Source organism: Aliivibrio logei (genome assembly GCF_001691055.1).
Taxonomy (GTDB): Bacteria; Pseudomonadota; Gammaproteobacteria; order Enterobacterales; family Vibrionaceae; genus Aliivibrio; species Aliivibrio salmonicida.
Genome location: NZ_MAJU01000006.1, coordinates 130,635 through 156,795 on the forward strand (window position 1 = coordinate 130,635; position 26,161 = coordinate 156,795).

General features: G+C 40.6%; 23 protein-coding genes. 4 read left to right on the top strand and 19 right to left on the bottom strand.

The genetic code is table 11. The annotated features are described in order from the left end of the window. Window position 1: 1 nt before the first annotated feature. The 16 genes from astD to pilM all read right to left on the bottom strand — a co-directional run bounded on the left by astD (window position 2) and on the right by pilM (window position 16,153). Window positions 2-1,459 carry a succinylglutamate-semialdehyde dehydrogenase gene (gene astD / locus A6E04_RS03775; protein WP_065610041.1) on the bottom strand — a complete coding sequence of 486 codons (1,458 nt, stop codon included), beginning with the start codon at window positions 1,457-1,459 and terminating at the stop codon, window positions 2-4. A 12-nt stretch (window positions 1,460-1,471) separates the two neighbouring features. Next, window positions 1,472-2,488, bottom strand: coding sequence for an arginine N-succinyltransferase (gene astA, locus A6E04_RS03780; RefSeq protein ID WP_065610043.1), 1,017 nt, complete (start codon window positions 2,486-2,488; stop codon window positions 1,472-1,474). A gap of 164 nt (window positions 2,489-2,652) precedes the next feature. Further along, a complete protein-coding gene (locus A6E04_RS03785) occupies window positions 2,653-3,867 on the bottom strand; it encodes an aspartate aminotransferase family protein (RefSeq protein ID WP_023604155.1) in 1,215 nt (404 codons plus the stop codon). 308 nt (window positions 3,868-4,175) lie between these two features. Beyond that, a complete protein-coding gene (locus A6E04_RS03790; protein WP_012551176.1) occupies window positions 4,176-4,754 on the bottom strand; it encodes an aminodeoxychorismate/anthranilate synthase component II in 579 nt (192 codons plus the stop codon). 96 nt (window positions 4,755-4,850) lie between these two features. Then, window positions 4,851-5,867: a tryptophan--tRNA ligase gene (trpS, locus tag A6E04_RS03795; RefSeq protein ID WP_012551175.1), complete on the bottom strand. Its 1,017-nt coding sequence runs from the start codon at window positions 5,865-5,867 to the stop codon at window positions 4,851-4,853. Window positions 5,868-5,986: 119 nt separating this feature from the next. Beyond that, window positions 5,987-6,670: a phosphoglycolate phosphatase gene (locus A6E04_RS03800; protein WP_065610045.1), complete on the bottom strand. Its 684-nt coding sequence runs from the start codon at window positions 6,668-6,670 to the stop codon at window positions 5,987-5,989. Between the two features lie 5 nt (window positions 6,671-6,675). Next, the gene (gene rpe, locus A6E04_RS03805; RefSeq protein WP_012551173.1) at window positions 6,676-7,353 is read right to left on the bottom strand and encodes a ribulose-phosphate 3-epimerase; all 678 of its coding nucleotides are present in this window, start codon (window positions 7,351-7,353) and stop codon (window positions 6,676-6,678) included. 122 nt (window positions 7,354-7,475) lie between these two features. Next, window positions 7,476-8,306: an adenine-specific DNA-methyltransferase gene (gene dam, locus A6E04_RS03810; protein WP_017022499.1), complete on the bottom strand. Its 831-nt coding sequence runs from the start codon at window positions 8,304-8,306 to the stop codon at window positions 7,476-7,478. A gap of 71 nt (window positions 8,307-8,377) precedes the next feature. Further along, window positions 8,378-9,895, bottom strand: coding sequence for an SPOR domain-containing protein (locus A6E04_RS03815; RefSeq protein WP_065610047.1), 1,518 nt, complete (start codon window positions 9,893-9,895; stop codon window positions 8,378-8,380). 3 nt (window positions 9,896-9,898) lie between these two features. Further along, window positions 9,899-10,987 (bottom strand): 3-dehydroquinate synthase, encoded by a 1,089-nt coding sequence (gene aroB, locus A6E04_RS03820; RefSeq protein WP_012551170.1) that lies wholly within the window; start codon window positions 10,985-10,987, stop codon window positions 9,899-9,901. A 38-nt stretch (window positions 10,988-11,025) separates the two neighbouring features. Further along, window positions 11,026-11,544 (bottom strand): shikimate kinase AroK, encoded by a 519-nt coding sequence (gene aroK / locus A6E04_RS03825; RefSeq protein WP_012551169.1) that lies wholly within the window; start codon window positions 11,542-11,544, stop codon window positions 11,026-11,028. A 224-nt stretch (window positions 11,545-11,768) separates the two neighbouring features. Further along, on the bottom strand, window positions 11,769-13,466 hold the full coding sequence (locus A6E04_RS03830; protein ID WP_026025522.1) for a type IV pilus secretin PilQ: 1,698 nt from the start codon (window positions 13,464-13,466) through the stop codon (window positions 11,769-11,771). Window positions 13,467-13,515: 49 nt separating this feature from the next. Continuing rightward, window positions 13,516-14,034: a pilus assembly protein PilP gene (locus A6E04_RS03835; protein WP_017022495.1), complete on the bottom strand. Its 519-nt coding sequence runs from the start codon at window positions 14,032-14,034 to the stop codon at window positions 13,516-13,518. Next, window positions 14,027-14,608, bottom strand: a complete 582-nt coding sequence (locus A6E04_RS03840; RefSeq protein WP_017022494.1) for a type IV pilus inner membrane component PilO — start codon at window positions 14,606-14,608, stop codon at window positions 14,027-14,029. The genes A6E04_RS03835 and A6E04_RS03840 overlap by 8 nt, the downstream gene beginning before the upstream one ends. Continuing rightward, complete coding sequence (locus tag A6E04_RS03845) at window positions 14,601-15,170, bottom strand: PilN domain-containing protein (RefSeq protein ID WP_017022493.1); 570 nt, start codon at window positions 15,168-15,170, stop codon at window positions 14,601-14,603. Before A6E04_RS03845 ends, A6E04_RS03840 begins: the two co-directional genes overlap by 8 nt. Further along, window positions 15,155-16,153: a type IV pilus biogenesis protein PilM gene (gene pilM, locus A6E04_RS03850; RefSeq protein ID WP_023604149.1), complete on the bottom strand. Its 999-nt coding sequence runs from the start codon at window positions 16,151-16,153 to the stop codon at window positions 15,155-15,157. Before pilM ends, A6E04_RS03845 begins: the two co-directional genes overlap by 16 nt. A 138-nt stretch (window positions 16,154-16,291) precedes the next feature. On the opposite strand from pilM, the gene A6E04_RS03855 reads away from it, so the two are divergent. Then, window positions 16,292-18,790, top strand: coding sequence for a penicillin-binding protein 1A (locus tag A6E04_RS03855; protein ID WP_065610049.1), 2,499 nt, complete (start codon window positions 16,292-16,294; stop codon window positions 18,788-18,790). 77 nt (window positions 18,791-18,867) lie between these two features. On the opposite strand, the gene oxyR is transcribed toward A6E04_RS03855, so the two are convergent. Continuing rightward, entirely contained in the window at window positions 18,868-19,764 is an 897-nt protein-coding gene (gene oxyR, locus A6E04_RS03860; protein ID WP_023604148.1) for a DNA-binding transcriptional regulator OxyR, read from the bottom strand. Window positions 19,765-19,943: 179 nt separating this feature from the next. Here oxyR and A6E04_RS03865 point away from each other — a divergent pair, with 179 nt between their 5' ends. The 3 genes from A6E04_RS03865 (at window position 19,944) to A6E04_RS03875 (ending at window position 22,614) form a co-directional block, all read left to right on the top strand. Then, window positions 19,944-20,672, top strand: a complete 729-nt coding sequence (locus A6E04_RS03865; protein WP_017022490.1) for a glutathione peroxidase — start codon at window positions 19,944-19,946, stop codon at window positions 20,670-20,672. Between the two features lie 89 nt (window positions 20,673-20,761). After that, window positions 20,762-22,228, top strand: a complete 1,467-nt coding sequence (locus A6E04_RS03870) for a dihydrolipoyl dehydrogenase (RefSeq protein ID WP_017022489.1) — start codon at window positions 20,762-20,764, stop codon at window positions 22,226-22,228. Between the two features lie 122 nt (window positions 22,229-22,350). Further along, a complete protein-coding gene (locus A6E04_RS03875; RefSeq protein WP_065610051.1) occupies window positions 22,351-22,614 on the top strand; it encodes a DUF3624 domain-containing protein in 264 nt (87 codons plus the stop codon). 153 nt (window positions 22,615-22,767) lie between these two features. Here the strand turns inward: A6E04_RS03875 and argH are convergent, their stop codons facing one another. Beyond that, window positions 22,768-24,642 carry an argininosuccinate lyase gene (gene argH, locus A6E04_RS03880; RefSeq protein ID WP_017022487.1) on the bottom strand — a complete coding sequence of 625 codons (1,875 nt, stop codon included), beginning with the start codon at window positions 24,640-24,642 and terminating at the stop codon, window positions 22,768-22,770. A gap of 265 nt (window positions 24,643-24,907) precedes the next feature. After that, on the bottom strand, window positions 24,908-26,119 hold the full coding sequence (locus tag A6E04_RS03885) for an argininosuccinate synthase (protein WP_012551198.1): 1,212 nt from the start codon (window positions 26,117-26,119) through the stop codon (window positions 24,908-24,910). Window positions 26,120-26,161: the final 42 nt, after the last annotated feature.

Genomic DNA, 26,161 nt, shown 5'->3' on the forward strand with positions numbered 1-26,161 from the left:
CTTAAAGAGTTAGTCCTGGAGATAATTGTGCAGGAATTTCACACGCGTCACCTTCCATCGATGCCATTGGATAAGCACAATAATCTGCCGCATAATACGCACTCGGCTTCATATTACCCGATGCACCTGGGCCACCAAATGGCGCATCACCACTCGCACCTGTCAATTGACGATTGCGATTAACGATACCTGCACGAATGTGTTCTACAAAGTATTCCCACTCACTGTCATCCGTCGATACTAGACCCGCAGATAAACCATAGCGAGTGTCATTAGCAAGCTCTACCGCTTCTTCTAATGTCTCGTAACGCACGACTTGTAGCAATGGTCCAAAGTATTCTTCATCGGGTAATTCAGCAACGTTAGTAGCATCGATAATCCCCGGAGAAACAAAGGCGTGACCTAGGCTTTTTGCTTCAAGTAGAGACTCCCCACCTAAATCTTGTAAATTCTTCTGAGCGTTGAGAATAAACTCTGCTGCTGCGACTGAGATTTGTGGTCCCATAAATGGCGTATTCTCGGCAAAAGGTTGATCAACCACGATGGTTTTTGCCACTTCAACGAGACGAACTAATAACTCATCTCCCGCCTTACCTGTAGGAACATACAAACGACGGGCACAAGTACAACGCTGGCCTGCACTAATAAATGCCGATTGAATAATCGTATAAATTGCGGCCTCTTGCTCACCAAAGGACTTGGAAATAACCATTGGATTATTGCCACCCATTTCTAGAGCGAGCATTTTCCCGGTATCTCCAGAAAATTGACGATGCAGGATATGCCCCGTATTGGCACTGCCAGTAAACAGCAAACCATCAATACCTTTGGCACTCGCTAACGCTTCACCAGTTTCACGAGCGCCTTGCACCAAATTAATCACCCCATTTGGCAAACCCGCTTGTTGCCATAATGTCATAATGACTTCACTGGTCCACGGCGTTTGCTCTGATGGTTTTAATACCACCGTGTTACCCGCAAGCAATGCAGGAACGATATGGCCATTAGGGAGGTGACCAGGGAAGTTATACGGTCCAAAGACCGCCATTACACCTAATGGGCGATGTCTGAGTACTATTTTATTTCCCGCCGCTTCACGCTCTTTATGGGGCGTTCTTTCATGATACGCACGTATAGAGATGGCAATTTTACCTACCATCGCGCCCGCTTCTGTTTTTGTTTCCCAAAAAGGCTTTCCAGTCTCTTTAGAAATGACTTCAGCAATCTTATCCGTGTTCTCTTTCACTAACGCTGCAAAACGCTCAATAATCACTTGGCGCGCTTCGAAAGGCTGCTTTTTCCACTCAATAAAGGCATGTCGTGCCGCACTAACCGCAGACTCAACTTGATCTTTGGTTGCGCTTTCTCCCTGCCATACAACGTTGCTGTTGTATGGGCTTAATGATTGTATTGCTTCACCGTGGCCAGAAACCCAATCCCCTGCAATCCAATGTGTCATATCCTTTGTCCTCTATTGAGCCAGTAAACGTACGTAATCATCAACATCGACTTGTAATGCATCTGCCGCATCTCTAGTTAAATGAACGGTATCAGTGGCTTTGTCATAAGCAGCTGTTGTTGCCGTTGCTCTAAAATTTTCAAACGATGTATTTGAAATTAAATACTGTTGAGAGCTGTTATGTTCTGTAATGATAACTTTGGCTTTAAATGAATTTCGCACCGATTCAATGCTGCGTAAATCGCACTCTACTGTTGGGCCCGCGTCAAAAATATCCACATAACCACGACAACGAAACCCTTCATTCTCTAACAGTTTTAAAGCCGGTTTAGTACTGTCATGCACCTTGCCGATAACCGCTTGTGCCTCAGTGCTTAACAGACTGACATAGATCGGTAATTTAGGCATAAGATCGGCAATAAAGCCTTTGTAACCAATACCTGTTAAATAATCGGCTTCGGTGAAATCAATAGAAAAGAAGTGTTTTTGTAACCATTTCCAAAACGGCGATTGCCCCTCTTCATCTGACACACCACGCATCTCTGCAAAAATAGTGTCTGAGAAACGATGCGGGTGTTCTGCCATCATTAAAAATCGGGCTTTTGACATCAAGCGACCATTGAGGCCTTCACGAAATTCCGGACGTAGAAATAGAGTACAAATCTCAGTACTTCCCGTGTAATTACTGCCGAACGTCAGCACTTTTACCACATTGTTTACGTTTAATTTACGAGAGAAATGAACCACTTTACTGATGTGATAATTATAAAATGGTGAATCGAGTCCGACTGCCGCTTCTATCCCTGTGGTTCCGGTCACTTCACCGGTAACCGTGTCTTCGCCAACCATAAGGTAGCCTTCAGTCCCAGGGGAAAGCGCTTCTTTTTCAAAACTTTCTGTGGAATGATCAATACGATTTCTAAGCTGCTCTTCATTAACGGGTAATGACGTAAAACCATGTCCAGACTCTACGGCACACTGATGAAGTGCAGGATAATCTTCCTGAGTAATAGGGCGAATAACAAGCATCAATAATCCCTCCGATGCGATGTATAAAGATCATGCTAATTCCAATAAATAAAACCACGAGACTATTCATTGGAGTGAGCACTATACTGTAGAAATAAAAGTGAGATCGAACTGAGAAGAGTGACCCAAATTAGTGGGTCACTGACATAATTAAGAGATGACGATTATTTAGTTAATGATGCTAATGCGTTATCTAAACGCTCGAAACCTAACTCAACATCTTCTTTTGTGATAACTAGCGATGGCGTAAAACGAACAACATTAACACCGGCAACTAAGACCATTAAGCCTTGTTCACCAGCGGCAACTAACACGTCACGAGCTCGCCCTTGCCATGCTTCATTTAATGCCGCACCAAGCAATAACCCTTTACCACGTATCTCGGCAAACATATCGTATTTGGCATTCAACGCTTCTAAGCCGTCACGAAACCATTGTTCACGCTCTTTCACGCCAGCCAATACTTCTGGCTTGCTCACTTCGCTTACAACGGCTTCTGCCACTGCACAAGCTAATGGATTACCACCATAAGTTGACCCATGTGTACCCACTTTTAAATGTTGAGCAAGCTCGGTTGTGGTAAGCATCGCGCCAATAGGAAAGCCACCACCGAGTGATTTCGCAGTACTCAGAATGTCAGGCGTAACCCCTAAGCCTTGGTATGCATAAAAGTCACCAGTACGGCCGTTTCCGGTTTGAACTTCATCAAAAATAAGCAGTGCGTTGTATTTGTCACATAGCGCTCTGACGCCCTCAACAAATTCAGCCGTTGGTGAAATTAACCCACCTTCACCTTGCAGTGGTTCCATCATGATCGCACAGGTTTTTTCTGACATGTGTGCTTCAAGTTCGGCAAGGTTATTGTATTCAAGATGAGAGATATCACCCGGCTTAGGTCCAAAACCATCAGAATAAGCTTCTTGCCCACCGACCGTTACGGTAAAGAAAGTACGCCCATGAAAGCCCTGCTTAAATGCAATGATTTCACTTTTTTCTGCACCATGAACATCAACCGCCCAGCGACGAGCCAATTTCAATGCCGCTTCATTTGCCTCTGCGCCAGAGTTAGCAAAAAAAACTTTTTCAGCAAAAGAAACTTCGGTTAATTTTTTAGCCAGACGAATTGCAGGTTCATTAGTTAACACGTTACTTAAGTGCCACAGTTTTTGTGACTGCTCTTGCAGTGCATTAACCATAATTGGATGGCAGTGGCCAAGACAGCTCACTGCAATCCCTCCAGCAAAATCAACGTATTCTTTTCCCGCTTGATCCCACACTCGTGCACCTTGACCCTTTACTGGAATAATTTCCATCGGGTTATAACAAGGTACCATTACATCATTAAAGTCTTTACGTTCTACTTGTGAATTGGTCGTCATCACACTTTCCTTCTGCGTATGCCGTTTTTCAGCATAGTATTTACAAACCATTAACCTTTTCAATAGTACAAAATTCTTTTTTTGAACTAAAAAAGTTTCACCTTCTGTAATTAAATGACTGCTCAGTCATTATTTTAGAATAGTTATAAAATCAAGCTATAGGAGGTTTGTTTATATGTAAACGACTTTATTAGGATGAACGCTCAATTTATTATGCATAAATCAGCACTTATTATTTTTAAAACGGAGAAAAAAGAAAAAGCAAGAAGGGTGAACTGGATCGCTCTCTTAATTAAGAGAGATATTAATTATTTATTAATAAAGTTAGATAAAATCTCATGACCTTGTTCTGTCATTATCGATTCAGGATGAAATTGAACCGCTTCTATTGGTAATGTTTTATGACGAAACCCCATGATCTCATCCATTTCTCCCTCATCATTTTCAGTCCAAGCAGTGATATCAAAACACGCAGGTAATGTGTCTGCTTTCACGACTAAAGAATGATAACGAGTAACCGTTAACGGATTATTCAACCCTGTAAATACACTGCAATTGGTGTGTGTAATTAACGATGTTTTACCGTGCATCACTTTTCTTGCACGCACAACATCACCACCAAAAACTTGAGCAATCGCTTGGTGGCCTAAACACACGCCTAAAATAGGTAATTTGTCAGAAAAATACGTAATGGCTTCTAATGAAATACCCGCTTCATTCGGGGTACAAGGGCCAGGAGATATGACTAAATGTGAAGGGTTAAGCGCTTCAATACCTTTAATATCAATTTCATCATTACGTATTACTTTGACCTCTATACCTAACTCACAAAAGTACTGATATAGGTTATAAGTAAAAGAATCATAATTATCGATCATTAACAGCATAAAAAAGACTACATTCGCTAAGTAGAGAAGAAGAAATAAAAATTGCTCGCTAGCAAAAAGCTAACGAGCAATTCATTTAACTCATTGGCAGACTAACTATGGGCGAGTAACAAAACCAACGGCTTCATACGCTTTTTTCAGTGTAACTGCAGCGCGTTCTGATGCCTTTTCGGCTCCCGCTTTCATTACTGAATCCATATACGTACGATCATCACGAATACGTTTATATTCAGATTGAATCGGCTCTAGCATCGTCACAATCGCTTCACCAACGTCTTTCTTGAATGGACCATACATTTCAACACCTTGGTATTGAGCTTCGATCTCTTCAAACGTTTGGCCACTTGCTGCAGAATACAGACCCATAAGGTTTGAAATACCGGCTTTGTTTTCCCAATCATGAGCAATACGAGGTGGCATTTCTGCGTCTGTTTGCGCTTTATTGATTTTCTTAAGAATTGACTTAGGATCTTCTAACAGCGTAATAACATTCTTACGGTTATCATCTGATTTAGACATTTTCTTCGTCGCATCTTGTAGACTCATCACACGCGCATTCACTTGTGGGATGTAGGGTTCTGGAACCGTGAATAAAGGCGATTCAGGGCAGTAAGCATTATTGAAACGATTCGCAATATCACGCGCTAATTCTAAATGCTGCTTTTGATCACTGCCCACAGGCACTTGATGCGCGCCGTACAATAAAATATCAGCCGCCATTAAGACTGGGTAACCGAATAACCCAACATTCACATCATTTGAATGACGAGCAGACTTATCTTTAAACTGAGTCATACGACTTAGTTCACCCATTTGGGTATAACAGTTAAGAAGCCAACCTAGTTGAGCATGCTCTGGTACATGTGACTGAACAAATAACGTGCTCTTCTTTGGATCAACACCAACCGCGAGACAAATTGCCAGAGCATCGAGTGTCGCTTCATGCAATGCTTTAGGATCTTGACGAACCGTAATGGCATGAAGGTCTACAACACAGTACTGACAATCATAATCGTCTTGCATCTGTTGCCATTGACGTAGAGCACCCAAGTAGTTACCAATACTCAGTTCACCTGACGGTTGAACACCACTTAATACGATGGGCTTGCTCATGGTTATGATTCCTTGTTTAACTGTAAAAATTAAATGACCCGTTATCGGATCATTTAATGGTTATTCTATCGATATTAATAATGCCGAATTACGTTAATCCGTGTACTTATTAACGAATACTATCTTGCCACACTCATCACGGCTAATAAATGATTAAATTCATCACTCACAACATCAGGATCACTGTCTGCAATAGGTTCCCCATGGTTATAACCATAAGTTAATCCGAAATTATAACAACCAGCGGCTTTAGCGGCTTGAATATCATTTTGAGAATCACCCACCATCAACATTTGCGTCGGCAAAAGATGATGCTTATCGAGTAACCAATTTAAAGCGAATGGATTAGGCTTCTTCTCGACAAAGGTATCGCCACCAACAACATCAACAAATAAATGTTCAAGTTGATGTTGTTTTAATAATTCAGGAACAAATTGCGCGGGCTTATTCGTCACAAGCGCTAGCGTATACCCTTCCTTATATAGCGACTCTAATGTCTCTTTTACGTTTGGGTAAAGATGGCTCAGCTTATGACCACCCTCATGGTAATGATGATCTAAACGCGCACGAGCTGTTTTTACCAACTCAGGATTAAGACCTTCAGCAACGACCACACTTTGACTTAAAGCACGAGAGACCAAAACATCCGCACCATTGCCAATCCAATGAGAAGCTTGTTCTAATGTAACGCCAGGGTAATCTAGGTCTTGCATAGCAAGATCAACCGCACGAGCTAAGTCTGGAACACTATCTAGCAGTGTTCCATCCAAATCAAACGCGATCAGTTTGATGTTTTCAAACATGTCTCTTAATTACCTTTCACTTTAGCGAGTTCAGCACGCATTTCATCAATCACTTCTTTATAATTTGGTTGATTAAAGATTGCAGAGCCTGCCACAAACATATCCGCGCCCGCTTCTGCGATTTCACGAATGTTATCCACTTTTACGCCACCATCAATTTCAAGGCGGATATCACGACCAGAGTCATCGATCAATTTACGTACTGCACGCAATTTATCTAACGTACTAGGAATAAATGACTGACCACCAAAACCCGGATTAACTGACATAAGTAAGATCATATCGACTTTATCAAGAATGTAGTCAAGACAGGATAATGGCGTAGCAGGATTAAGTACAACACCCGCTTTACAGCCGTGCTCTTTAATTAGCTGAAGGGTACGATCAACATGTTCAGATGCTTCAACATGGAAAGTGATCATTGTTGCACCGGCTTTTGCAAACTCAGGAACAATGCTGTCCACTGGTTTCACCATCAAATGCACATCAATTGGAGCGGTAATACCGTAATCACGTAACGCTTTACAAATCGGCGCACCGAACGTTAAGTTTGGTACGTAGTGGTTATCCATCACATCAAAGTGAACCACATCAGCGCCTGACGCTAATACTTTGTCTACGTCTTCACCAAGACGAGCAAAATCAGCAGAGAGAATAGATGGTGCGATCAAAAAATCTTTCATGTTGAGCCTCAGGTTAAAATAAGTATCTGATAAGAGTTACGCAATCGATTAAATCGACGGCGCAATTCTACCTGATATTTTAAACACTGTCTTAGGCAATTGTTTGAAAAGGGTAGCTTAGATTACTCGGTACATTTCGGCGCATAAAACAAAGCCATGAGTTCATCAACTTTATTTCGGCCAGCACCATTTCGACTAATGGTACGTTTAACTTTTATCTTATTCAGCGTTGCACCATGATACAAACGACGAGTCAAAATGGTGTCATGATTAGAAATCAGAACTGGAATATCTCGCTCAAATGCTGCTTTTTCCGCAATATCAGCGAGAGCCGCTTGATCATCTAAAGAGAAACCATTACCTGCGTACGAAGTAAAGTTCGCAGTTGTAGATAAAGGGGCATAAGGAGGATCGCAATAAATCACACAACCTTTGCGTGCTCGCTTAAAGGTTTCTAGATAGCCTTCGCAAACAAACGTCGCTTTCTTTGCTTTCTCAGCAAAAAAATACATTTCTTTTTCAGGGAAATACGGTTTTTTATAAGAACCAAAAGGAACGTTAAACCCTCCTTTTTTGTTATAACGACACAACCCATTAAAGCCATGACGGTTCATATAGAGAAATAACAGAGAACGACGGTACGTATCTGTACATTGATTAAATTCAATACGCAGATCTAAATAGACTTCTTTTTGATTATATTCAGGTTGGAATAATTCACGAACATCTTCAACAAAGCGCTCTGGATTCTCTTTAAGATGGTTATAAAGATTGATCAAATCAGGATTAATATCAGCAAGAAGATAATGATCATAGTCTGTATTTAAAAATACAGAACCTGCCCCAACAAAGGGTTCGATCAATTTTCTAGCATCAGGAAGATGACGTTGAATTTCTTCTACTAGGCTATATTTGCCGCCAGCCCACTTAAGAAATGCGCGATGCTTTTTCATACGTCTTTTTAGCCTTTTACCCTAATCCAGAAAGCGGGCGATTGTACCCTATTTTTAATCAATACTCAGTGTTATTTTAAAGAATCAATTTCTCGATGTACTTGAACTAAAGATTTTGCCCAAGGACCCAGAGTTTGAACTGAATTTGGCAGATTCTTCACCGCACCACGAGCTTTTGAAATGGAGACATAATCACCATAACTCACAATATACCAAATCGAACCATTTCTTAATGCTTGATAAATTCGAGCTGAATTTCCAAGTTGATGTTCATCTAAGAACTCTTGCACCGCTTCTTCATTTGTTAAAGCGGCTAATTGCAATATATAACGTTTTTCAGAAATGGCTTTAAGTTCAGAATTAGCCAACGTAAACGTAATACGTTCTTTGCCTACGTCTGTATTTTTTTCGGCGACTAAAGGCTTACTCTCATCAACAATACTCGTCATGTCTTCTTTTTTAGAAGACACTGATGTCGTATTTTCTTTATTTACCGTCTCTTGAGTAGCAAGAATATCATCCGCAGAAGAAGTTAATGACGCCGATTCATCCGAAGGTTCAGAACCACCGACTAAAGCATCAACCACTTCAGAGGGGACGACAACACGCTTACCTTCCTCTTTACTTGATTCGATAATTATCGGCTTATCAATCACATCAGGAGGGATCGTATGTGAATCATCTTCAGGCAGATTAATACTGTTAAGCTCTGAGTTTTCTTTATTAAGTGCATCGAAGACCAAACTGTCATTATTTAATGATTGATTCAGCGAATCATCAAGCATTGAGTTCATAGAAAGCAGCGATGACTGATTCATCCACCAATAACCACCTGCGGAACCAAGAAGTAAAATAGCCGCTAAACTTAAAACACCAACGGGAGATTGCGCTACTGAACGAATAATTACTCGTCGTTCTGCTTTTTTCTCACCTAATATAATAAGTTCCCCTGGCAATCTATTATTCTTATTCACCAAGCGACGAATTCTTGCTTTCTCTTCTTTGCTTGATGCAAAACGAATCACAAGCATTTCAGAAAACGTTGCCGCTTCATCTTGCGTCAATAACTCAATATCAATATCAATCGGTTTACTGTCCTGCCCATAAGACATCTGCGATAAAGGCTGTGTTAACGTTCCTTTATCAGCAAAAAGCAGCACATTAATTTGCCAGTTAGACGCTGACTGTGCTTTTTGAACCAGTAACCACAACTCACTAAGTAACTCAGAAGAGAGTAAATGTGCGTCATCAATAACCAGAACTAAGTTGCACTTTTCACCCGCTAACATCCGACTAATACTATCAACAACAGTATCGTGCTCATTAAAAAGCGGATCACGAACCATCTGTTTTAAAATGATCCCACGCTGTTGATATATTGATTGATTGGTATGGCACATCAATAGTACTTGATCTGCATCATCACACCATTTTTCAAGGTAACGCTGAGATAGCCATGACTTTCCAGAGCCTTTAACTCCTTCAATATGTACCAAATTAGAACCAAAACGAGAAACAAACTGAATGCGAGATAACACATCAATCTGACTTTCTAATTCTAAAACAGTTGAATCATGACCAATATTCATCGTTTATGCCTTACATTGCTCTATCACATCAGCGAGAACACGTTCAGAAACACCTGTTACGACCTCAGAGCTACCAATTGAAGTTGGGAGCACCAAACGTAACTTGCCTGACAATACTTTCTTGTCACGCATCATGTGCTTCATAAATGCCTCTACCGTCATTTCTTTAGGTGCTTTCAAAGGTAATTTCGCTTTTTTAAGTAGAGCACAAATGCGATCCACTTCTTGCTGTGAAATTAAGCCTTCTTTTTGAGCTGTCACTGCAGCCATTACGGTTCCAGCAGACACGGCCTCACCATGAAGCCAATTACCGTAACCCATTTCGGCCTCTATCGCATGGCCAAAAGTATGACCTAAATTCAAAAGTGCGCGAACGCCTGATTCTTTTTCATCTTTGGCCACAACATCCGCTTTGATTTGGCAACAACGTGAAATGGCATACACCAATGCATCGTGATCGAGTGCATAGAGTTTTTCCATGTTCTCATCAAGCCAATCAAAGAAATCACTATCAATAATAATGCCATATTTAATGACTTCAGCCATGCCCGCTGCAAATTCGCGTTCAGGTAACGTCTTAAGACAATTAATATCAATAATAACCGCTTTAGGTTGATAAAAGGCACCCACCATATTTTTACCTAGCGGATGGTTTATTGCTGTTTTTCCACCAACGGATGAATCCACTTGGGACAATAACGTCGTTGGAACTTGAATAAAATCGACACCACGCTGATAACACGCAGAGGCAAAACCAACCACATCACCAACAACACCACCGCCTAATGCAACAATAGTCACGTCTCGGCTGTGATTTTCTTCTAATAAGAACGTCAGGATTTGATTGAAAGTATCAAGATTTTTATATTGTTCGCCATCGTCTAATTCAAGCAGTGATACTTGGCATTCAAACGTATTTAAAGTGTCGATGATTTGTTGAGCATACAACGGCGCAACCGTTACATTACTAATAACGACAACACGTTTTTTGGCAGGTATTACAGATGAAAAATGCGCCGGGTTGCAAAACAACTCGGCGCCGATAGAGATGGGATAGCTACGTTCTGCTAAATCTACATGAATCGTTTCCATGATTCGTTCCCAATATCTGTCTTATAAAATGACTTGAATTAACGCTCTTCAAGCATTTGGATGATTTGATTTGCTACAACTTTTGCACTTTGATCATCGGTACGAACAACGTAATCAGACACTTCTTCATAAAGTGCATTACGTTCTTTCGCTAGTGCTTCTAACACTTCTCGAGGCTCATCAGTTTGAAGCAACGGACGTTTTTTATCGCGTTGTGTGCGAGCTAATTGCTTCTCAATCGTAGTTTCAAGATATACAACGACACCACGAGCAGATAAACGATTGCGACTCTCTTTACTAATTACAGAGCCACCACCCGTCGCAAGTACAATGCCTTGCTCTTGAGTTAAATCGTTAATTACACCTTCCTCACGTATACGGAAACCTTCTTCACCTTCAACGTCGAATACCCAAGCGATATCTGCGCCTGTGCGTTCTTCAATTACCGTATCAGAATCAAGAAACTCCATGTGAAGTTGCTGTGCTAAGTGTCTACCAATTGTACTTTTGCCGGCGCCCATTGGGCCAACAAGGAAAATATTTCGTTTTTCAGCCATTTTTTAGAAATTATGCAAAGTTCATTAACGACATTGCCAACAGTTGTCTCTTCAACAGACATGCTTCTGTGGCACCATATTCCTCACAGATATTTCGTGATAAGACCAAAAATTATCTCAGTTAATAGCTAGTAATTGCAATAGCTAGATGAAAAGTTCAGCATAATTATTTTTCTTTACACCTATTTCATCAAAAATAAACCATCAAATTTGAAGCTATCTTACTATTGTATAACAACTTTTGGTGTAACAAAGATTAATAATTCTTTTTTACCTATATTTTCGGAGCTGCGACGAAATAGCACTCCAAGTAGGGGTAAATCACCCAGTAGTGGTACTTTTTCTACACTATTTGATAAGGAATGCTGATAAATACCACCCAAAACAACGGTTTCGCCATTATCCACTAAAACTTGAGTCCCTATTCTTTGTGTTTCAATTGCGACCGCTTCACCTGTCCCCGTTTTCACAATTTGACCTGGTCTATCTTGCGTCACAATCAAATCAAGAACCAATCGATTATCCGGCGTTATCTGTGGTGTAACCATTAAACTTAATACCGCTTTTTTAAAGGCAACGGTTGTTGCACCGCTCGATGACGACTCTAAATAAGGAATTTCAGTCCCTTGTTCGATATAAGCGGGCTTTTTATTCGTCGTAATTAAGCGAGGACTCGAAATAATCTCCGCTTTTGATTCCGATTGAAGCGCGGACAGTTCAAGATCCAGTAATAAGTTTGAACCGAGTTTCGCCACTTGAAAAGCAATACTTGATGCTGCTGGATTCGATAGCCCTAAATTCACATTTAAAAAATCGTCTACGGGCAACCCATCTTTTCCACCATCATATAAACCCACAGCCGCCAAATTACTTTCAATCGACCCTCCTGCCGTTGCACTTCCGTTGGTATTTGAGAATCCCCAGCGAACCCCTAACTCATCAAGATTTCCTTCATTAACGGTAACAATTCGAGCTTCTATTTGCACCTGCTTAACCGGAATATCTAATGATTCAATAATGTCTTTTATTACCGTTATATTTTCTGATAAATCCCTTAATAATAAGGAGTTCGTTCTTTCATCGACCGTAATACTACCTCGGCTCGATAACATGGTTATATCACCTTCGCCTACCAATAAATCAGCAATCTCAGAGGCCTTAGCGTATTTAATCGACAGTATTTCAGACGATAATGCACTTAACTCTGACGCCATCTGAGCTTGCTCTAGCACTTGCTTCTCTTGTGCATCGAGCTCGGCCTTAGGTGCGATCAAAACCACATTACCTTCAACTCGCTTATCTAATCCTTTTACTTTCAAAATAATATCGAGAACCTGCTGCCATGGAACACCATCGAGACGCAACGTCAAATTGCCTTTCACTGAATCGGCAACCACTAAATTAAAGTCGTTATAATCAGCGATCAACTGTAATACATGGCGTACGGGGATATCCTGGAAATTGATTGAGATCGGTTTACTCTCTTCTTTAACTTTCGTCGCTTCTTTTTGCGCGGTTAAAACAACAGGGGCAGACACGATCACTTCTAAAAAAGCCCCTTTAAGAGAATAGTCATAATCATAATCCCCCTTAATATCAACAAAAAGCAACGTACTATTCGGTTCTCTAAACGTCTCGATACGAGAAACCAAGGTCGCAAAATCTTCAACATCCAAAATGACTAATTTATCATCATTTACTTTAGTGTCATGAAGCTCAATGACTAACTTACCGCTCTCTTTACGTAAATCTACCGTAGCCGCTCCTGAAGCAAGCTCAACGGTTATCAGCCCTTCTTTTTGTTTACTTAATTGAAAATCGACAGAAACGAGTTGATTCTCAACTGACTCTTCAGCAAATACATGAATATGAACAAAAAACAGTACAAGAAAAGCACACCATCTCATTGCTCCAGTATTCATGTTACCTCTGCATCCTTGCGACATGTTATTTTCCTAATCCTAAAATTAATTAATTGTTTAACGCTAATTTTATGTACCGTTTTTGCCAACACCCCATCCCATCAGACAGCGTTTCTTTTAGCGTGATTTGTTTTGATTGAATATCGACAACTTGACCATTATTCATGCCCATAAATTGTCCTTTTCGAATTTTTATAACCCCACCTTTTGGTGTTTGTATTAACGCAGTAATGTCATTTTCACTTCCCATAACACCTTTAAGACGTAATTTCCTTAATGAATAACGCTCTAAACTGCCGCTTTTCTTTCTGTATGTTGGTTGCCAGCATGATTTTTTAGCGATTGGCTGACTCACTTTTTCTGGCAACTTAGGTAAAACGAAAGGGGAACGTTCATCAGCCCCATTATAGGAATCGACGTCAAAAGGAAGCACGCCAGCTAATACTTCAACGTCTCTAGTGCCTTGTAATTTAGCCTCTACATAAAAGTCATCTAGCGAGTCTTTGTTTGCTTTGCACCCGACCATCACGAAAAGAAAAGTGAGCATAACGAATAATTGCTTACTCATGGGTCCCCCTAAATTGATAGGTATAAGCCATTACTCGAAAGTGCAATGTACTGCTCTCTTTACTCACTCGTTGAATATCAATATTCTCTAAACTTACAATTCTAGGAAGATCAGCAATTGCCTCTGAAAATGACCCGATATCATGATATTGCCCCGTTAACTCGATGTTTAGAGGCAGTTTATATAGAAATTCTTGATTCTGTTTTTCTCCCCAATCAATACGAGTAAACGTGAGTTTGTTTTGAATCCCAACTTGATTTATCCCTGACAACATACTCGCTAGTTCTTTTTGTGCAGGAAGTTGCTGCGCTAAAAATTCATAACGTAAATTCAATTCATTTAATTGGTCTTCCATTTCAGGCATTGCCGCGACTTGATTGTATTTATATTTGATGGTTGTTTTTAACGTTAATTCGTCTCTCTTTAATTGCTCTGTTTTTTCCTGAATCGGTGATAACCAAAACCAATACCCTGCGGCATGCACACATAGGCACAGTAAAAACACGACAAGTAACTGAGGTAACAATGGCCACTCAGTAATTTCATCTACATCTAACTCACGCCAATCAATCATTATTTACCCTCTTCTTTGGGGCTAATAATCGAAAGGACACGTCAAAACGACTCATTTCATGCCCAAACATCGTTTGCCCAGAAACAATCGAATGCATTTCGACATCAACAATCTGCGTGGACCGTTCCAATTTATCCAGCATCGTCGCCAATCGAGCATTACTGTCACTAAACCCTTTCATTTCAATACTGCGAGCATCCATTCTAATTTTGTTTAAATAGACACCTTCAGTAATCACTTCCGGTAATAGATTAAGAATTTGCGTTGTTTTATTTCTATTTTGCTGCAGATTCTCGACCACTTTTAAGCGAGTCAAAATAGCCTCATGCTGCTTTCCTATTTCTGCCAATCCCTTTAGTTCACTATTAAGCCAAGTCACGTGGGTCGTTAATGAGTTATTACGCGAATCTTGCAATGAAGCTTGATGATTCAAATACCGAGCAAAACCCCACTGCAAACAAACCGAAAGAATAACCGCCAAGACTAATATCGCGATAAACCGTTGTTTATATTTAAGCCTTTTTTCATCTCGCCAAGACAGCAAGTTTATCTCGTAAGCCATGACACCCCTCTCAACGCCAGACCTAAAGCAACCGCATATTGACTTGCATTGACAGCCATAGGCATCACTCGTTTTTTATCTTGAAAAAAAAGAGACGATACATTTAATTCCATTGTTGGGAGAGAGACTTCATAACTTAGGCAATCCGATAAGCCAGGTAACAGTGCTCCACCACCGACAACCCACACACCTTCAATTTTATGGTGATGGATCGACGAATAGAGTGTGACTTGCCGTTTAATATGCTCAGAGAGTTGAGCAATAAACGTCGTATCATGTTCAAAACTAATACTTTCACTGGTTTCTTGTTCGTCTTTACTCTGTAAGTCTTGCGCTCCAAACATGATATTTTTAGAGTAAAAGTTATGATTCGGTGACATCACACAAAAAATAGTTTGAGCGTGCCCAATATCAATTAACATCCAGTTCTTTTTATTCGGATAGGATTCTGTCGCCTTCTTCCACAATGCGAATAACGAATGTGAATGAGCATCGGCTAAAACGGGGGTTAATCCTCCAGAAGAGAAACATAATTGACGAGATTCGATGAGATCCTTACGTGTAGCAAACACTTGATATGTTGTTGTTTTAACGCTGCTTACCCCTCGCTGATTTAACGCGACATAATCTAAATTAAGATCTTCCACAGAAAAAGAGGATTGCTGGTTAAAAGTATGCGCAATCGCGAACTCTGTTTCTTTTTCATCAAGCTGACTGTCTATCTGTATGACCTTGCTGATAATGTTGCTATCAGGTACAGAAAAAGCGATACGCTTTTGATTAAATGAGAGCATTTTTTTTAAACGAGTCAGATATGGCGTTAACTCTTCGAGGTTTACTGAGTTCGTATCAATAAAAACAGAGTCAGGTAATAACACTTCATGACAAGCAATCAGTTCAAATTGACCTTTTTTTAACCTTATAGACGCCGCTTTAATGCTATGATGCCCTATGTCTACACCAGTGACTGTAGGATAAATCATCTTGATTTAGCTCCGAGTAAAAAATAAATATCTCAAAATTAAGCGTTAATTTACGTTATTTTTCGTTGTGTTATATTTATACTACTCAGTTATTGGTTAGAAACGACAATACAGATTAAAGTAAACGGGAAATATCAGGTGAAGTTCATAAAGGCACTGCTCATAGTTACATTTGTTTGCATAATTATTGGGGTCACTACAATTTTTGGTTTTTACCAATATGTGAAACCAGAATTACCAGATGTTGCGACATTGAAAGACGTTCAGCTACAAACGCCAATGCAAGTTTATAGCCGCGATGGAAAGTTGATCGCTCAATTTGGTGAAAAACGCCGTATTCCTTTAAAATTGGAAGACATGCCCCCTCATTTACTTGAGGCCATCATTGCAACTGAAGACAGTCGTTTCTATAGCCATTATGGTTTTGATCCTATTGGTATTACTCGTGCCGCATTTGCAGTACTTGCTTCAGGTTCCGCAAAACAAGGGGCGAGTACCATTACTCAGCAACTTGCGCGTAATTTCTTCTTATCAAATGAGAAGAAAATCATGCGAAAAATCAAAGAGATTTTTATCGCGGTTCACATTGAGCAATTACTAACAAAACAAGAAATTTTAGAACTCTATTTAAATAAAATTTATCTTGGTTACCGTTCATACGGTGTTGGTGCTGCCGCTCATGTTTATTTTGGTAAAGAAGTAAACGAATTAACGCTAGGTGAAGTCGCTATCATTGCTGGCTTACCAAAAGCGCCTTCAACGATGAACCCTATTTATTCTGTTGACCGTGCTACGACTCGTCGAAATGTCGTACTGGCTCGTATGCTCGATGAAGGCTATATCACAAAACAAGAGTTTGAAGACGCAAAAGCGGAAGTGGTTATTTCTAAATATCACGGCGCAGAAATTAAACTACAAGCCCCTTATGTTGCAGAAATAGCTCGTGCATGGATGGTGAATAAGTACGGTGAAGAAGCGGCTTATACATCAGGTATGAATATCTACACGACTGTAGATTCAAAAATGCAAGCCGCTGCAAACAAAGCATCAATCGATAACTTACTTGCTTATGACGAACGCCATGGTTTCCGTGGTGCAGTCAAAACAGTCTGGGAACCGAAAGCCACACCGCTTGATGAAGACGCGATGGCAAAACACTTGAAAAAAGAACCTTCGTACGGTGAGTTAATGCCTGCAATTGTTACTCAAGTGAAAGGAAAAACAGCCACGGTTAATATCAAAAATAACGGTACAGCAACCATTCCTTGGGATGGATTAAAATGGGCTCGTCGCTTCAAAACAGATAAACGTCAAGGTTCTTCACCTCGTCGTGCCTCTGATATTTTGAGCGTTGGTGAGCAAATTTACGTTCGTCCTCTCAGCGAAGAAACAAAAGACGACGTTACGACTATCGTCTGGAAACTAAGCCAAGTTCCCGCAGCGAATACCGCATTTGTTGCAATGGATCCTAATGACGGAGCGATTACCTCTCTGGTTGGTGGTTTCAACTTTGTTCATAATAAATTTAACCGTGCGACTCAATCTGTTCGTCAAGTTGGTTCGAGTATTAAACCATTTATTTATTCCGCGGCGTTGTATCACGGTAAAACACTAGCAAGCTTAATTACCGATGCACCGATCAATACATGGGATGAAAGCCAAGGTACGGCATGGAGACCTAAAAACTCACCACCAACCTACATTGGTCCTGCTCGTTTACGTATTGGTTTAGCTCAATCGAAAAATGTAATGGCTGTTCGCGTTTTGCGTGATGTCGGTTTAGATGAAACGATTGATTATCTTACTCGTTTTGGTTTCAAGAAAGATGAGTTACCTCGCTCAGATACCATTGCTCTTGGTGCGGGCAGTTTAAGCCCAGTACAAATGGCACAAGGCTTTTCAGTCTTTGCTAATAATGGTTACTATGTGGAACCTTATTATATAGACCATATTGAAAGCCCATACGGCGATGAGGTTTACAAAGCAACGCCAAAACTTATCTGCCAAAAAGAGTGCGATCACCAAAATGATGAAAACTCACCTTATGCGAAAAAAGTTATCTCAGCTCAAAATGCGTTCCTCACAAAACAGATGATGTATAGCAATATCTGGGGTGGTGGCGTATGGAGTAAAGGTACCGGTTGGAATGGTACGGGCTGGCGAGCACAAGTGCTAAAACGTCGTGATATTGGTGGTAAAACCGGTACAACCAATGACTCTGTTGATGCATGGTATAATGGTTACGGTCCAAACGTTGTTGCAACGGCTTGGGTTGGTTTTGATAACCCATCACACCATTTAGGCAGCACAAGTAAAAATGACAACATGTCCAAAGATGAGATGCTAACCGGCGGAGAAGCTGGTGGTAAAACAGCAATCTACGCTTGGGTTAATTTCATGAAGGTTGCTTTAGAAGGCGTACCTGAAGAAAAATTAAGACTTCCAGCCAACATCATTAAAGTAAAAATAGACCGTGAAACTGGCCTATTAAGTAATAAAAATGATGAAACGAGTATGTGGGAATATTTTGCTGGCGGTACAGAGCCAACTGAATACGTAAAACAAGATTTCCAAGATACTATCTATTCATCAGGTGATGCTGATGGCGACGGCGAAGAAGACGAAAGCTTATTCTAAGTGACTTAGTTGAAATAAAGAAAAAGGGACGCTCACTTAGCGTCCCTTTTTTATTCGTATTTTATCTATAAAACAGTTTAATGGATAACGTCAGCCATTTTACTTTCTATTTCTTTTGCTAATGCCTCATAGCGACTCTTTAAAGGTGAACCCGGACGATAAGCCAATACAATTTGGCGATGCGGTACAGGTGCTTTCGCAGGCAAATAACACACCCCATCACGCTCTTTTTCTTTTGGCACAGAAAGATAAGGCATCAATGTTATCCCTCCTCCAGCGGCGACCATATTTCGCAACGTTTCTAAGCTTGTTGCTTTAAAGTGATCGTCGTCTTTTGCTCCTGCCGCAAAGCAAAAACCTAATGCTTGATCTCGTAAGCAATGACCATCGCCAAGCATCAGTACGGATTCACCATTAAGACGAGACATATCGATCGACTTTTCTTCTGCCCACTTATGCTCTTTAGGTACAGCCAACACCATCGGTTCATCATAGACAGGCACTTCAATAAAGCCACTCGTCTCATCAACCGAGGCCAAAATCATACAATCAATCTTGCCTTCTTCTAGCATTTTAACCAATTGATGTGTCTGGGCTTCATGAAGATATAAATTCAAATCAGGAAACTGTGCTTTTAATGTCGGTACGATCCAAGGCAACAAATAAGGACCCACCGTTGGAATAAAGCCTAAATGTAATGGCCCTGTCATCTCTTTACCTTGCTGATTAGCAAGCTCTGAAAATAACTTTACTTCAATAAGAATACGCTTTGCTTGATCGACCAATTGTAAGCCCGCTTCGGTGAACAATACTTTACGACTGGTTCTCTCTAGCAGCGTCAATCCTACTTCTTCTTCTAACTTCTTGATTTGGCCACTTAGCGTTGGTTGACTAACAAAACAAGACTCTGCAGCTTTACGAAAATGTTTATGCTCAGCAAGTGCGACCAAGTACTCAAAATCACGGATATTCATGTATTACACTCCTGAAAGCTTATATCTTATTGATGGCAATAAGTTCGATAGCTTTTAACGATTGAAACGATAACACCAAACGATTAGAACTATCAAGCCAGCTTTTGCATAATAGCTACATCAACCGGGCAGACCCCGGAAAGAAATTTAAAATTTATTAAAAATTAAAGGACATCATTATGTTTACATCTAAAGAAGGCCAATCAGTTCCTCAAGTAACTTTTCCAACACGTAAAGGTGACGCTTGGGTTAACGTGACAACAGAAGAGCTATTCAAAGACAAAACCGTTATCGTATTTAGTCTTCCTGGTGCATTTACACCAACATGTTCTTCAAGCCACCTACCTCGCTACAACGAGCTTTATTCTGTATTTAAAGACAACGGCGTTGATGAAATTGTTTGTGTCTCTGTAAACGATACGTTTGTAATGAACGCATGGAAAGCAGACCAAGAAGCAGAAAACATTACCTTCATTCCAGATGGTAACGGCGATTTCACCGATGGCATGGGCATGTTAGTTGAGAAAAATGACATTGGTTTTGGTAAGCGTTCATGGCGCTACAGCATGCTAGTGAAAAACGGCATCGTTGAAAAAATGTTCATCGAAGAAAACGTACCGGGTGACCCGTTCAAAGTTTCTGATGCAGATACGATGCTGAACTACCTTGCTCCTGAGCACAAAGAGCAAGAATCAATCACTGTATTCACAAAACCTGGTTGTCCTTTCTGTATGAAAGCGAAACAAAACCTAATCGACAAAGGTTTGAACTACGAAGAAGTGGTACTGGGTAAAGATGCAACAACAGTAAGTCTACGTGCAATTACTGGCCGCACTACCGTTCCTCAAGTATTCATCGGTGGTAAACACATTGGTGGTAGCGAAGAGCTTGAAGCTTTCCTAGCTTAATCTCTAGTTCGAAATGAATAAAAATGGCCCACGACACCGTGGGCCATTTCAAAACTTCTTCTAAAATGAATCTACGTGAGATATGAATTATGAAACAAGTCAATGTTGATGTAGCTGTTATCGGTGGTGGTACAGCAGGTTTAGGCTCTTACCGTGCAGCAAAAGCACATACTGACAGTGTTGTCATGATCGAAGGCGGTCCTTACGGTACCACTTGTGCTCGTGTTGGTTGCATGCCATCAAAACTGTTAATTGCAGCGGCAGAAAGCGTTCACCAAATTGAAAAAGCACCTCAGTTCGGTATTCACCCTCAAGGTGACATCGTAATTAACGGCCGCGAAGTCATGGCCCGTGTTAAATTTGAACGTGACCGTTTTGTTGGATTTGTTTTAGAAGGCGTTGATGAAATCCCAGCAGAAGATAAAATCTCTGGCTACGCTAAATTTTTAGACGACAATACATTGCAAGTCGATGATCATACGATCATTACAGCAAAACGTATTGTTATTGCAACAGGCTCTCGCCCTGCTTACCCTGCGGTATGGAATGAACTAGGTGATCGCCTTATCATCAATGATGACGTATTTGATTGGGATGATTTACCGACATCAGTCGCCGTATTTGGTCCTGGCGTTATTGGTCTTGAACTTGGACAATCACTTCACCGTTTAGGCGTTGAAACTAAGCTTTTTGGTTTAGGTGGTCAAGTCGGTCCAGTAACAGATCCTGAAGTAATGGCTTATGCAAACAAGGCCTTCAACGAAGAGTTTTACCTTGATGCCGATGTGAAAATAGAGAGCATGAAACGCATATCTCTTAATGATGAAGAAGATAAAGTTGAAATCAAATTCATCAATAAACAAGGCGAACAAGAAACTATCCTAGTTGAGTATGTACTTGCAGCAACCGGTCGTCGTCCAAACACCGACAAATTGGGCTTAGAAAACACATCGGTTGAAGTAGACGAACGCGGTGTACCAACAGCCGATCACTACACATTACAAACATCATTACCAACCATCTTCATTGCTGGTGATGCCAGTAATCAACTGCCCCTATTGCACGAGGCCGCTGATCAAGCACGTATTGCTGGTGATAATGCAGGACGTTTCCCCGAGATCCGCGCAGGCCTTCGTCGCTCGAAAATCTCAGCGGTATTCTCAGACCCACAAATCGCAATGGTTGGAGAAAGCTATAAAGAAATCACAACTCGTTTAGGGACTTGTGGTTGTTTCGCAACTGGTGAGGTTTCTTTTGAAAATCAAGGCCGTTCACGAGTAATGCTGCGAAACAAAGGGATTCTTCATGTGTACGGCGAACAAGGAACGGGTCGTTTCTTAGGCGCTGAAATGATGGGGCCAAATGCAGAACATTTAGCCCACCTACTAGCTTGGGCACACCAAAATAAAATGACTATTTCTGAAATGCTAGATATGCCATTTTATCACCCAGTAATCGAAGAAGGTATTCGTACTGCACTTCGTGATTTAAATGCGAAACTGCATTTAGGCCCTGAAATGATTAAACATTGTATGGATTGTGGTCCTGGTTGTTAATCACCAGCAACTAACATAGAAATAAAAAAGGTCGATGTGAAAACATCGACCTTTTTTATTTCTATCTTACCCATCACTCGTTAAAATAACGGCCATAACTCGTCATTTAAAATGGAATCAACATGGCTTGCCAATTTTGTCACTCTGATATATTTAAACAAAAATTAGGCCGATGCTCTCGCTGTATGAAACAACTTACTTTTTTATCTATTGGTGGATGGTTAACATGGCTGGAGTTTTTTCAAGCAACACCTTATCAAATCGAAGCCATTGCCACTTTCATGGTAAGTACTGCATTTAGCGGATTACTGACATTGCATTTATTAGCGATGGGCTATTATCGTTTGATAAAATCATCAAATATTAAAGGTAAGCACAAAAAATAAAGCCCCAATACCAATAAAGATATTAGGGCCTCTTAGAATCTATCTAAGAAAAAGCAGTATTAATAAGACTAGTCTTTAATTAAAAAGTTCACCACTTTTTCTCTTTTATTCTGTATTTTTAACTCAGTGCCGATCATTACCATTGAACGCCAGTTAAGCCACATTCGTTTTGATAATAATTTGCTCTTGCAGATTCACCTCTAATGCCACTTCGTCACACGCATGTTGACGAGGACACTGATCGCAATCTTTCAATACTTTCTCTGGTAACAACGAACGAGATGTTGGAATAAAGTCTTGTTTCATAAAGAATTCAGGAACACGCGTTAATACAAACACTTTATTAATCGCCATTTCACGCGCTTTTTCTACCAAGTGTTGAACAATCGCTTTCCCTTGACCTTGACTCTGCCACCCCGCTTCAACACCTAATGAGCGAATTTCAGCTAAACCAGAATCGTACACATACAAAGAGGCACACCCAGTCACTTCCCCATGATGTTCTGATACTGCAAACGATCCAATATCACGCACCAACTCATTACGACTACGTGGTAAATTCTCTCCAAGACCAGCCCAGTAAGCGACCATTCCTTCTAATGCATCTAAATCCGTTAATCGTGCAGGACGAACTTTAACCCCAGTAGAATCACGCTCTTCTAAACGTTTACCTGCTTGCTCAACAGCATAAGCTACCTGTTCAGGAGCAACACCACCTAGGGCATTACGTTTCGCAAGACAAGATTCGATAGTTAAAATTGCATACACATCGTCTTCAATCACGTCAGAGAATACTTTTAATTCTGCAATAGATAACTCTTCTAATGCACAGCCTTTTTCTATAGCACTAACCACAGCAACACCAACGATATGATGAGCTTCGCGGAATGGAATGCCTTTCGCTACCAGATAATCGGCTAATTCGGTTGAGTTTGCATACCCTTGTTTCGCCGCTTCTAAAGTACGTTCTTTATTTATTTTAATGCCTTCAAAGCAAAGTGCAGCCATTTCAATACAATCAGACCAGCTGTCTAATGCATCAAACAAACCTTCTTTGTCTTCTTGCATGTCTTTATTATAAGCTAAGGGCAACGCTTTTACTGTCATCATCATACCAGCCAGTGCGCCATATACACGGCCACATTTACCACGGATAAGCTCTAAGGCATCCGGGTTCTTTTTCTGTGGCATCAATGATGAACCAGACGTCACGGTATCCGCTAACTCAATGAAATTAGATTCACCTGAGTTATAAAAAATCATGTCTTCGGCAAGACGAGAAAGGTGAATCATAGAGATTGAAGCAATCGACATTAACTCCATCACATGATCACGATCCGATACAGAGTCTAAGCTATTACGTGTTGCTCTTTGAAAACCAAGATTACGAGCCAATTTCTCACGATCCATTGGATAAGCCGTTCCAGCCAAAGCCCCTGATCCTAATGGACACGTATCTAAACGCTTAATCGCATCTTCAAGGCGAGAGTAATCACGCTCAATCATTTCAACATACGCCAAACACCAATGCGCAAATGTCACAGGTTGTGCACGTTGTAGGTGAGTATAACCAGGAAGCACCGTCGCCTGATGCTCACTCGCTACATTCACGAGTTGGTTCAATAATAAATCTAATGTGCGAAGCAGTTGATGGCCTTGTTGACGACACCACAATTTTAAATCTGTCGCCACTTGATCATTACGAGAACGACCAGTGTGGAGTTTTTTACCTAAATCACCCACTTTACCGATAAGCTGTGTCTCAACCCAGCTATGAATATCTTCAGCGTCTGACAATAAGATCTGTTCAGGATCTTCCATCACTTCTAATTTCAATTCATTCAATGCTAATTCAAGTTTTTGTTGTTCTATTTCTGTAATAACATTGACAGAAAGTAGTGCTTTAGACCATGCGATAGAGCCGACAATGTCTTGTTCTGCAAGGCGATAATCAATACGAAGTGAATCGTTAAACTGTTTAAATCTTGTGTCTGCTGCTTGACTAAAACGTCCGCCCCATAATGCCATGGTGTTTCTCCTAAATGCACAGTGCTCACTGCTTTTTGAAACTATTAAGTCTGATTTAATTCAGTATTTTTCTTGATGATTCAAACTTACGGCAATTCCAGATAAAAATAAAGAATTAAATGCATTATTTTTACATATTTATTCAATTATTACTGAAAGTGCTTATTATAATAATTTAGACAAAAAAAATCGAAGTCCATTTAATCATTAAATGAACTTCGACTAGTGTAAAACAAATTATCAAACAGTTGTTACATAATAGTAATTACTTACTATTTAGAGCACGAATACGGCTTGATAGTGAGTAAAGACGGATAAAACCTTCTGCATGGCTTTGGTCGTAAACTTCATCAGCACCAAAAGTAGCAAACTCTTCTGAATACAAGCTATTATCAGAGCGCTTTTGAGTTACGGTCGCTTGACCTTTATAAAGCTTAATAACAACATCACCATTAACGTCTTGAGCCAGTTCTTCTGTTGCCGCTAAGATTGATTTACACAATGGTGTAAACCAACGACCATCATAAACAAGATGAGAGGCTTTGATCCCTAACTCTTCACGAAATTCAAATGACGCTTTATCTAACACCAATTGCTCAACCGCACGTAGTGCTTCATTAATAATCGTGCCACCTGGAGTTTCATAACAACCACGAGATTTCATTCCAACAAGGCGGTTTTCAACGATATCGATACGACCAACACCGTGTTTTATTCCTTTCTCGTTTAGATAAACAACCACTTCATAAGGGGTCATCGCTTTACCATCAACTGCAACAACCGCGCCTTTTTCAACTTTTATTGATACTGTTTCTGATTCATTTGGCGCTTGTTCTGGATCGACTGTCCATGCCCAGCAATCTTCGTTTGGCTCGTTCCATGTATCTTCAAGAACACCACCTTCAGTTGAGATATGCCATGCGTTTGCATCACGAGAGTAGATCTTTGTAAGTGAAGCAGTACAAGGGATATTACGTTCAGCAAGGTAATCAAGACACTCTTCACGGCTCACTAAATCCCACTCACGCCATGGTGCAATTACGTGTAGATCTGGTGCTAATGCTGCGAATGCACCTTCAAAACGGATTTGGTCATTACCTTTACCTGTGCAGCCATGGCAAAGTGCATCTGCGCCCACATTACGCGCCACTTCAACTTGTGCTTTTGCGATAATAGGACGAGCCATTGACGTACCAAGTAGGTATTTACCCTCATAAAGAGCGCCTGTTTTTAACGTAGGGAAAATGTACTCAGAGACCATTTCTTCTTTTAAGTCAGCCACATAACACTCAGATGCACCGGAAGCAATCGCTTTAGCCTCAATACCTTCTAACTCTTCAGCCCCTTGACCCACATCAGCAACAAATGCAATCACTTCACAATCGTAGTTTTCTTTTAACCACGGGATAATCACAGATGTATCTAGACCACCAGAGTATGCAACAACGACCTTGTTTACGTTTACTTTCTTATTCATTCTATTCTCCTTGATCCGCATACTCGCGGCGACTGTATTCTA

What these genes read in the sequence shown, in the direction of transcription:
- A6E04_RS03875 (WP_065610051.1), top strand. Translation starts at nt 22,351, where the DNA reads ATGGCTTGCCAATTTTGTCACTCTGATATATTTAAACAAAAATTAGGC.
- dam (WP_017022499.1), bottom strand. Translation starts at nt 8,306, where the DNA reads ATGAAAAAGCATCGCGCATTTCTTAAGTGGGCTGGCGGCAAATATAGC.
- A6E04_RS03815 (WP_065610047.1), bottom strand. Translation starts at nt 9,895, where the DNA reads ATGAATATTGGTCATGATTCAACTGTTTTAGAATTAGAAAGTCAGATT.
- aroK (WP_012551169.1), bottom strand. Translation starts at nt 11,544, where the DNA reads ATGGCTGAAAAACGAAATATTTTCCTTGTTGGCCCAATGGGCGCCGGC.
- A6E04_RS03800 (WP_065610045.1), bottom strand. Translation starts at nt 6,670, where the DNA reads ATGTTTGAAAACATCAAACTGATCGCGTTTGATTTGGATGGAACACTG.
- A6E04_RS03865 (WP_017022490.1), top strand. Translation starts at nt 19,944, where the DNA reads ATGTTTACATCTAAAGAAGGCCAATCAGTTCCTCAAGTAACTTTTCCA.
- trpS (WP_012551175.1), bottom strand. Translation starts at nt 5,867, where the DNA reads ATGAGCAAGCCCATCGTATTAAGTGGTGTTCAACCGTCAGGTGAACTG.
- A6E04_RS03885 (WP_012551198.1), bottom strand. Translation starts at nt 26,119, where the DNA reads ATGAATAAGAAAGTAAACGTAAACAAGGTCGTTGTTGCATACTCTGGT.
- A6E04_RS03835 (WP_017022495.1), bottom strand. Translation starts at nt 14,034, where the DNA reads ATGAGTAAGCAATTATTCGTTATGCTCACTTTTCTTTTCGTGATGGTC.
- A6E04_RS03790 (WP_012551176.1), bottom strand. Translation starts at nt 4,754, where the DNA reads ATGCTGTTAATGATCGATAATTATGATTCTTTTACTTATAACCTATAT.
- argH (WP_017022487.1), bottom strand. Translation starts at nt 24,642, where the DNA reads ATGGCATTATGGGGCGGACGTTTTAGTCAAGCAGCAGACACAAGATTT.
- oxyR (WP_023604148.1), bottom strand. Translation starts at nt 19,764, where the DNA reads ATGAATATCCGTGATTTTGAGTACTTGGTCGCACTTGCTGAGCATAAA.
- aroB (WP_012551170.1), bottom strand. Translation starts at nt 10,987, where the DNA reads ATGGAAACGATTCATGTAGATTTAGCAGAACGTAGCTATCCCATCTCT.
- A6E04_RS03785 (WP_023604155.1), bottom strand. Translation starts at nt 3,867, where the DNA reads ATGACGACCAATTCACAAGTAGAACGTAAAGACTTTAATGATGTAATG.
- A6E04_RS03840 (WP_017022494.1), bottom strand. Translation starts at nt 14,608, where the DNA reads ATGATTGATTGGCGTGAGTTAGATGTAGATGAAATTACTGAGTGGCCA.
- pilM (WP_023604149.1), bottom strand. Translation starts at nt 16,153, where the DNA reads ATGATTTATCCTACAGTCACTGGTGTAGACATAGGGCATCATAGCATT.
- A6E04_RS03845 (WP_017022493.1), bottom strand. Translation starts at nt 15,170, where the DNA reads ATGGCTTACGAGATAAACTTGCTGTCTTGGCGAGATGAAAAAAGGCTT.
- astA (WP_065610043.1), bottom strand. Translation starts at nt 2,488, where the DNA reads ATGCTTGTTATTCGCCCTATTACTCAGGAAGATTATCCTGCACTTCAT.
- rpe (WP_012551173.1), bottom strand. Translation starts at nt 7,353, where the DNA reads ATGAAAGATTTTTTGATCGCACCATCTATTCTCTCTGCTGATTTTGCT.
- A6E04_RS03830 (WP_026025522.1), bottom strand. Translation starts at nt 13,466, where the DNA reads ATGAATACTGGAGCAATGAGATGGTGTGCTTTTCTTGTACTGTTTTTT.
- A6E04_RS03870 (WP_017022489.1), top strand. Translation starts at nt 20,762, where the DNA reads ATGAAACAAGTCAATGTTGATGTAGCTGTTATCGGTGGTGGTACAGCA.
- astD (WP_065610041.1), bottom strand. Translation starts at nt 1,459, where the DNA reads ATGACACATTGGATTGCAGGGGATTGGGTTTCTGGCCACGGTGAAGCA.